7 protein-coding genes and 1 tRNA gene are annotated in these 8789 nt (G+C 56.1%); 2 read left to right on the forward strand and 6 right to left on the reverse strand.

The genetic code is table 11. The features are described 5' to 3' along the window. Window positions 1-48 precede the first annotated feature (48 nt). The gene (locus VFE46_11245; GenBank protein ID HZZ28568.1) at window positions 49-711 is read left to right on the forward strand and encodes an HAD family hydrolase; all 663 of its coding nucleotides are present in this window, start codon (window positions 49-51) and stop codon (window positions 709-711) included. A gap of 672 nt (window positions 712-1383) precedes the next feature. On the opposite strand, the gene VFE46_11250 is transcribed toward VFE46_11245, so the two are convergent. Next, a tRNA-Phe gene (locus VFE46_11250) sits at window positions 1384-1456 on the reverse strand. Between the two features lie 236 nt (window positions 1457-1692). Here VFE46_11250 and VFE46_11255 point away from each other — a divergent pair. Next, window positions 1693-3999 carry an acetylxylan esterase gene (locus tag VFE46_11255; GenBank protein HZZ28569.1) on the forward strand — a complete coding sequence of 769 codons (2307 nt, stop codon included), beginning with the start codon at window positions 1693-1695 and terminating at the stop codon, window positions 3997-3999. 10 nt (window positions 4000-4009) lie between these two features. Here the strand turns inward: VFE46_11255 and VFE46_11260 are convergent, their stop codons facing one another. The 5 genes from VFE46_11260 to VFE46_11280 all read right to left on the reverse strand — a co-directional run bounded on the left by VFE46_11260 (window position 4010) and on the right by VFE46_11280 (window position 8442). Continuing rightward, window positions 4010-5110 carry a serine protease gene (locus VFE46_11260; protein HZZ28570.1) on the reverse strand — a complete coding sequence of 367 codons (1101 nt, stop codon included), beginning with the start codon at window positions 5108-5110 and terminating at the stop codon, window positions 4010-4012. Then, on the reverse strand, window positions 5107-5385 hold the full coding sequence (locus VFE46_11265; protein HZZ28571.1) for a hypothetical protein: 279 nt from the start codon (window positions 5383-5385) through the stop codon (window positions 5107-5109). The genes VFE46_11260 and VFE46_11265 overlap by 4 nt, the downstream gene beginning before the upstream one ends. Beyond that, window positions 5382-5633: a hypothetical protein gene (locus tag VFE46_11270; protein HZZ28572.1), complete on the reverse strand. Its 252-nt coding sequence runs from the start codon at window positions 5631-5633 to the stop codon at window positions 5382-5384. Before VFE46_11270 ends, VFE46_11265 begins: the two co-directional genes overlap by 4 nt. A 289-nt stretch (window positions 5634-5922) precedes the next feature. Next, window positions 5923-6939, reverse strand: a complete 1017-nt coding sequence (gene aroF, locus VFE46_11275) for a 3-deoxy-7-phosphoheptulonate synthase (protein ID HZZ28573.1) — start codon at window positions 6937-6939, stop codon at window positions 5923-5925. A gap of 312 nt (window positions 6940-7251) precedes the next feature. Beyond that, window positions 7252-8442 carry a hypothetical protein gene (locus tag VFE46_11280; GenBank protein HZZ28574.1) on the reverse strand — a complete coding sequence of 397 codons (1191 nt, stop codon included), beginning with the start codon at window positions 8440-8442 and terminating at the stop codon, window positions 7252-7254. Window positions 8443-8789: the final 347 nt, after the last annotated feature.

Consider the following 8789-nt stretch of genomic DNA (forward strand, 5'->3'; position numbering starts at 1 on the left):
TGCGCAGGCGACCACCGGCTTTGGTACCTGGGCATTCGTGAGGTGATTATGGCGGCATTCATTTTTGATCTTGATGGGACGCTCGTCGATACGGCGTATGCCCATGTGTCGGCCTGGCAGCAAGCATTGCATGAGGCCGGCCTGGAAGTCGACGCCTGGCGCATCCACAGGCGAATTGGCATGAGCGGCGGATTGCTCCTGCACGCCCTGTCGGATGAATTGGATTGCCAAGTTACCTCCGACCAGGCCCAAAAGATCGACCATCGACATTGCGAATTATTCCGCCAAACGAGAGCGCAGTGTCGGCCCTTGCGGGGCGCGGTCAAGCTGCTTCGATACTTGAAAGAACAATTGATCCCGTTTGGAATTGCGACCTCCGGAACACGTCCGGGAATTGATCCGTCGCTTAAGTGCCTGGGAATTGAAGAGGGCGTGGTGGTTGTGACTGGCAAGAAAGTTTCGCATCCCAAGCCGGAACCGGACGCACTGCTAGCTTGCCAACAACAGCTCGGCGCGGAGAAAGAGGATTGCTTCGTAGTAGGCGATGCCGTTTGGGACTTGTTGGCGGCTGGTCGAGCCAGAATGTTCAGTATCGGATTGCTCAGCGGTGGCTACGGCGCCACGGAGCTATTCGAAGCCGGCGCCTATCGGGTATTCTCGGACCCGGCCCATTTGCAGGAATCATTATACCAACTGGGCATCGGCACCTGACGGGGGACGGGATCTTCGATCGTGTGCACGGGAGTTGTGTGCATCGCTGCGCGTCTTGAATTTCTTTCCGAAAATTGGGCCACTCGTTTGGTATACTGCTGTCGCTGCGTGCCGCGTACATAATCCGACGGTGTCAGTCGGGTCATTGCGCTACGTAAGACTCATATGTTCACGACCAAATTCTTTCATAATTCCAAGCCCGTTATGCCGCCAGCCACTGCTTCATTGCCCGCATCTGTGCTGCACCCCTCGTCGGCCGCCACGGCCTACTCGGCATCGCCAGGAAATGGGCCTGCGCATTCCTTGCGTCTGGGCGGCACAGTTCGGCGGACAGTGTGCGGCCGCCCGCGATTCTGGCAAGCAATTCGCCGCCCGTGGGTTAAGAATATCGCTTTCCAATTCTTCTTTAGGGACGTAAACTCGACGAGTTTTGTTCGGCCTGCGGATTGTTTGAGCCGCTATTTGCCGCAGCATCCGGCCCCATACCATGACAAAACGCGCGAGTTTTGGCCGGAGATTTTTTTCCCGCGACAAAACGACAATCGTGCTGCTCAGATGTGTTTGGCGGCCAGCGATAATCGCCGCCAATCAGGCGACGCCGAGAACAGGCTTGGAGAGCCAACAGGCAAACTGAATCTGGCCAATGGCGCGAATTTGCCCGAGAAGTTAAAGTGGTCAGGGCCGGGATTGAACCGGCGACACACGGATTTTCAGTCCGTTGCTCTACCAACTGAGCTACCTGACCGGGTGGCCGACGGAAGCGGTCCGCGAAAGGTCCGCGCCGGTAACCCTGACACCGGAGCACGGAAACCTGTTCGCTTGCCTGGCTGGTATACCGTCGGCAATAAACAACGGATCGTAAATGCCCACGGCCAGATTGTCAAACCGGGTGGGCGGCATTCATGGCAATCTGCCACACTCCGGCTTACACTAAAGATGATCGATTGGGCATTACCTATTGCCGCTCGGAGAAATAGCAGCATGCCGCGTCGCCGAGAACGTTTGCTTTCGCTTTGCTTGATCGTACTGGCATGCGTTTTGAGCGGACCAGTGCTGCGATCTGCGGCAGAAAAGTTTGCCAGCGCAGCCGATGTGCAGCCGGCGGCAGTTTTTCGTGTGTTGCCCTCCGGGAAACTCCCCGCCGATAGCCGGCTAAGCCCATTGAAGGACTTGAACGGCTCCTTTCCGTTTACACCGCCGAATACCCGTGACGAATGGAATGATCGCGCGGACGAAGTGCGCAAGCAAACTCAAGTCGCCGCCGGCTTGTGGCCCCTGCCCGAAAAAACCCCGCTGAACGCTGTGATTTACGGGCGAGTGGACCGCGAAAATTACACCGTGGAAAAAGTTTACTTTGAAAGTTATCCAGGTTTTTTCGTTACCGGCAATTTATACCGACCAAAAGGCCGCGAAGGAAAGTTGCCGGGCGTTCTTTGCCCGTATGGCCACTTTGCCGACGGGCGCTTCAATGAAGACCCTCTAAAAAAAGTGCGGGACGAGATTTCTGAAGGCGCCGAGCGATTCGAAGTTGGTGGCCGTCATCCGGTACAGGCCTATCCCACGCAATTGGCCCGCATGGGCTGCGTGGCGTTCCAATACGACATGGTTGGCTACGACGACAGTGTGCAAATACCGTACGAAGTCGCCCACGGCAATCACACGCCCCGTCCGCAAATGAATACGCCGCAAAATTGGGGATTTTACAGTCCCCAGGCCGATCTGCATTTGCAGAGCATTTTGGGCCTGCAAACTTACAACTCAATCCGGGCGCTCGATTTCCTCTGTGAGCTGCCCGATGTCGATCCAGAGCGGCTGGCAGTCACGGGCGCCAGCAGCGGCGGCACGCAAACGCTCCTGGTGTGTGCGATTGATCCCCGGCCTAGCGTAGCGGTGCCTGCGGTCATGGTTTCAACCGCCATGCAAGGCGGATGCACATGCGAAAATGCCGACTTGCTCCGAGTGGATACCGGCAATGTCGAAATTGCTGCGCTGTTTTCGCCCAAGCCCTTGTGCGTCATTGCCGACGGCGGCGATTGGACAAAGGAGCTGGACCAAAAAGGAGGGCCGGAACTCCAGCAACTTTACAAACTGCAAGGCGCAAAAGACAACCTGCAAATCAAATTATTCAAAGACTATGGGCACAACTTCAATTACGTTAGCCGCGAGGCAATGTATCAATGGATGAACAAGCAACTGAAATTGGGACTGGAAGAGCCTGTGCTGGAAGCCGATTTCGTGCCGCTAACTCGCGAAGAAATAACCGTCTGGGACGACAAGCATCCCAAACCCGCCGGCGGCGAAGATTTCGAACGCAGTTTGCTGCGAACCATGACCGATGACTCGCAACGACAATTGACCAAACTCATTCCGCATGACGAGAAATCGCTTTCCACGTTCCGCCACGTGGTCGGTGATGCCTGGGACGCGCTCATTGGCCGCAGCGTATCTAAGCCCTCGGATGTGGAATTTCAACAACAAGGCGAGACCCTTCGCCGCGAAAAGTTTCTGCAGAAAAAAGGCTTCCTGCGCTATAAGCCACAAAAGGAAGAATTGCCCACGGTGCTGCTGCAACCGCGGGGAGAAACGAATCGCACGGTGATTTGGCTCGATCCGGCTGGCAAAGCTGCATTATTTGCCGCCGACGGTTCTCCCAAACTGGCTGTTCGAAAGTTGCTCGATAGCGGTGCTCAGGTCGTCGGATTGGATCTGTTATACCAAGGAGAATTTTTAGCCGACGCTAAGCCGCTGGAGCGTACGCGGCAAGTTGTGATGAAAGATCGCAATTCAGCAGCATACACATTCGGTTATAACCGCGCTCTGTTCGCACAACGGGTTCATGATGTGCTGACGGCCATCAGTTATTTTCGCGGCGACGATCAGCCCTGGGGCGCGATCGACGTAGTAGGTTTCAACGGCGCGGGGCACTGGGCCATCGCAGCTAAGGCGATGGCCGGCAAGGCCGTGGATCGCACGGTTGCCGAAACGGGCGGTTTTCGTTTTGCGAATGTCGCCACGGTCGATAACCCCGATTTTTTGCCCGGCGCAGCCAAGTATTTCGATTTGCCCGGTTTGCTGGCACTGTGCACATCGCACGAATTATGGTTGCGCGGTGAGACATTCCCCGACCCGGCGGTTGCCGCGTCTGCATCAACTTCGGCGCCGACCAATGATATGGATGTGGTCGCCGCCGCGTTCAAAGCCGCCGGAGCACAAGATAAAATCACGGTCTATGATGGGCCGGCTGAAAAGGCGGAAGATGCGGCCATCGAATGGCTGCTACGGAAGTGAGCATTTGAACTTATGCTCCTGCGATCCAGCGCAACATATGCAATACGATAGCCGCCACGCCAAACGCAGCCAGAAATGTTTTCAATTCGTCTCCCCATATAAACCCGGTGGTTCTCATGGCCGACGAATGTACGTGTCCCGATGGTTGTGCAGCATCAGCGGGCAGCGACAATGGGCGCTCAATCGGTGCGGCTTTCCCTGATGTTATATTCCCGACGCTATTACGTTCCGCGATTCTTGGGGTCGGTGCATTGCTCCAAGCGAGCGATCCACCTTCGTTTTGCGAGGGGCCGAGATTTCCCTCAAACCGCGCCGGTGGTGGCGCGGCGCTGTTTCCTCGCAAGGGATTGGCCACAATCGCAGGGGCATGACCTTGGTTTGAATTATTCGGCGGCAGGGTTCGCAAATCCAGCGAAGTCAGTTGCAAGAACTGATTCACACGGCCGCCATAGCTTCCATCGGTGTGGCCTCCCCCTTCGCCAAACAACACGCCAGCGAGCTCTCCTTGAGTATTGAAAATGGGGCCGCCGGAATCGCCGTGGCGCGCCGCCGCGGCCAGTTCGACAATTTCGGCCGGCTGGCCCGGCGCCGGAGACAAATACTCCGTGCAAGGCCCTGATTGCATTTTGTAATCTCCTTTGCCATATCCGGCGATGGTAAGCATTTCGCCTGGCCGTGGTGGCACAGTGGAAACCGGCACGGGCGTCACTGCGGGGGGCTTCCAAATCAATAGCGCGGCCAAATCCCATTCTTTGTCAGTACGCACAACCCGCGCCATGGAATGAAATCCGTCCGCAAACACAACTTCCACCGGTCCTACAGCATCGCGCACCACATGCCAGTTGGTAATGATCAGCCCGTAATCTTGATTGGCATCTACCAGAGTGCCGGAGCCCAGCGACATGCTATCTGTGTCGACCGCAATCACGCGCACAACAGCCGGATGCGGCGTCTGCCGTTGCGGTGTGGAAGGCAAAAGCGAAGCCGGGCGAAAGAGTTCGATGTTGTCGGCCGAGGCAACTTCTGCGCAGGCCGGGTTCGTTGCGGCCAAAACACAGAGTGCCGCTACGCTGCACAAACAGCCGATGGAGGCCGTACGCTTCGCGTTCATGCCGGTCTTTGCGGAGTATCGCCGGAGGCTTGTCCCTGGCCGATGAAATCATCGGGGTCGAAAACCGCCAAATTCACTAATGCATCGGGCGCAACGTTGCCAGCCCGCTCGAAAGGCCGTGCAATTCCCTTGGTCGAGCGGCGCTGGGATTCGCTTTGCAAAATCATCTGCAACAATCGACGGCGGAGTTGTTCTCGATCGTGCGGCAATTTTAGCGCACCTTCGGAGTGAGCCGGATTAACAGTCGTCTTGCGATGGTGTGATGATCGTTTCATGCGGCAATCGGACGACCGCCTTGTAGGTCGGCGTCTCGTGGTGGAAAATCTTGCCCGTGGTTGTATTGTGCTTTCAGTCGTTGCAGTTCCGCTCGTAGCGCGTTATCGGCCAATTTCGCCAATGTCAACCGGGCGGGAAAACCGGCTAAATGCACAGCGGCATTGCGGGCTTCATCCAGCACTTCGGTGGAAAGGTATAACGTGGCGCGCACTTTGGAAACGGAGCTGTCTCGGGCAGGCTGATGCATGACGCCTCCTGGCGGAAAATCCGGTGGGTCATCCACACGGTAACGGTAAGCGAAGAAATGTTGTGGTGGGGGTTAACGTCAGACGTTTCACGACATGTCCGACCATTGTTGAGTTTCGGACATCGTCCCACGGAAACCCAAAAAAGAAATCATTCGCTGCTGTCATCGACAGATATAGTGGATTTACCGCAGCCGGAAAACTTTTCGCAGGCCATGCGACGGGAAGAAAACGCCTGCTCAAAAGCGGAATTCTCACTACGCCTTGAAGCGTCAAATCTTAGCACCGCAATTACGCCAGCGTTCGCCCCACGGCGGCCGCCACCTTGCGACACGAGTCCATCGCCTGGCGGAACTGCTCGGGATTCATCGATTGATTTCCATCCGAAAGCGCGTTCTCAGGATCGGAGTGCACCTCGACAATCAGCCCATCGGCGCCCGCCGCCACACTGGCTGCACACATTTGCGGCACCAGCCACGTGTGTCCAGTGCCGTGGCTAGGGTCAACCACCACCGGCAAATGCGTTTTGCCATGCAAATAAACCACCGTGGCCAACGGCAAGGTAAATCGGGTGTGAGTTTCGAAGGTACGAATGCCGCGCTCGCACAGCATGATTTGCTGATTACCGGCATCCAAAATGTACTCAGCCGCCAACAACAGTTCTTCAATTGTGGCGCTAGGGCCGCGCTTCAAAAGCACAGCTCGCCCCGCCTTTCCGACAGACTCCAACAACCGATAATTTTGCATGTTGCGCGCGCCAATTTGTAATACATCCGCATATCGTGCAACTAATTCTACGTCCTCGGTCGCCACCACTTCCGTCACAATGGCCAGACCGGTAGCGTCACGCGCTGCTTGGAGCAACTTTAAACCTTCGTCTTTCAAACCCTGGAAGCTGTAAGGACTGGTGCGCGGCTTGAATGCTCCGCCGCGCAGGGCAGTGGCGCCAGCGGCCTTTACGGCCTTGGCCGTGGCGAGAATTTGCCCTTCGCTTTCAACAGAGCAGGGGCCAGCAATTACGCCCACCGTGCCGCCGCCAACGGTCAAACTGCCGGCGCGTACCACTGTGGGGTCAGTCCGTACTTCACGGCTAGCTATTTTATAGGGGGCCAAAATTGGCACAACTTCGGCTACGCCGGGCCCGCTTTCCAGCGAATCTTTGTAGGTTTTGCGGTCATCGCCGACTACGGCAATTACCGTGCGCTCGGTCCCATTGATCACATGCGGCCGTAAGCCCAACTTGTGCACGCGTTGGACCATACGCTCAATATCTTCTGCCGAAGCATCTTTTTTCATGACGACTATCACGAGTGTGGCTTCCTATACAGGTTGGTGAGTTGACCAAAAAAAAGCCCCGATCTCCGGCTTTCCGGGTCTCGGGGCTGTTTCCACTTTGCTTTGTGGCTTGGTGAGAGCGGTTAACAACCTCCCTCGGCCCCGCAAGCGAGCGGGCTAAAGTAAAACCAAAACGCAAAAAAGCTGTTAACTGTGCAGCTCATATCCACATTGTGTCATGCGATGCCCTGGAACGCAAGCGCGAAATGAAAGTGGCAAAAATCATGGGGATGTGCAGAAAATTGAGAGAAAATCCGTGACTCACGCTTCATCGTAGCCACCGCGCTACTTGTTCTGGCGTGCGCTGGCTAAGGCCGCTTCCACCTGCGATTGGACGCGCTGCGGCGCTCGGACAATCAGCGCACCGCTGGGAATATCGAAGTGAAGCACTCCTCTACTGACCGCATCGTTCGCGCTGACAGCATTTGAATCGGCGTTCCAAAGTTGTGGTTCAATTTTCGCCATGATCTGTTTGATCAGCTTTTTACTGGTCGCAGTATCTGGTGCTAAATCGCGGGCCGCATAAAACTCGGTATCCATTTGCTCCCGCGCCGCCGGATGGCTTGTAATTTCAATCGTGCGGCGATCAATTGCGCGCCATGTAAGATCAGCCGACGCTGTCAAATTGTCCAGTAACTTCTCCAGCGGTGTGTTTACAGCGACCGCCGCACATTCGCTATCCGCCGATGTTCCTTCCTGCGCGAGCGCCGCGTGATTAATCACAATCGTTGCGCCGGTTGTCCGGCTCAACCACTCCATCACTTGTGCTAGTGGCTGAGGAGTTGAAAAATTCGCGTTGACGGGCTTTTGCAGCAATTCCCGGGCTTGGGTTTCCCGTGAGGTAAGCACAAATCGCGCTGGATCGTAGTGGCTTTTAAGCGGTAGACCGCGCGCCACCCTTAAACGTTCGCACAAATCAAGAATTTGCGCATGTGCCGGCTCGGTTTGCTCAATCAGCAATGCACCATTGCTGACAACGAGCGTGGCCTTTCCGCCGGGGCTTTGCCAAGAGCCAGGCGCTACCATTTGCTTTACCAGCGCCGCCAATTCGCTAAGTGCCTGGGGATCTGTGCCGGCCAAATCGGGAACCGCATAACGCACTTGCCGCAGTTTCTCTTGCGGCGGATAACCGACGATCAATTGTCCATCGCGAAACTGATAGCCCAACCGCAATGATTCCACAGGCGATTGCAGCAGTTCCGCCACAGAAGCATCGCTCAAATGCAACTGGACGGGCATGGCTGCTGATTGCCCCATGTCGTGTAGTGCATCCACATCCAGCGTGATGGGAATTGTGCTCATTGCGGAAACCAGTGACAGAAAATCGGCCAATGATTGCCCCTGAATTTCAATGTCGGCGACGGAATCGGACAGCCGGGCTTTGAGATTCACGGCTCGCGGCGCGACCCGCTTCAAAGTGCGAATTTCCGGTTGTTGACTAATTGCGGAAGGGGGCGGGGCTGGCGTTTCGGCCATCGGCGCGGTTGACGAAACCAAAGCACCCGCAGCAGAGCCAACTGAGGGGACTGCCGGAGGCGTGCCCCCTGTATCCGAACCGTTGGATTCCGGTTGACTTGCCGAAGGTTTTGTTTCGACATTCTCGGCTGCAATTTCCTTTTCGGGTTGAGCGGCGACTGGAGCTGATGTATTCGGTAAGCGTGGCGAATCCGTCCTTGGATCTGTGCCTGAAGATTCCGTAGTCGCCACGGGAGCAGCAATCGAATTGTTGTTTGGCGCCTCTGACTTCGGCGAGTTTGATACTGTGTTTGCGCTGGATAGAGCGGGGGATTCTGTGGCGGACGGAGTGGAAGATTGAACTACAG

This window comes from Pirellulales bacterium (assembly GCA_035656635.1).
In the GTDB taxonomy this organism is placed as follows: Bacteria; Planctomycetota; Planctomycetia; order Pirellulales; family JADZDJ01; genus DATJYL01.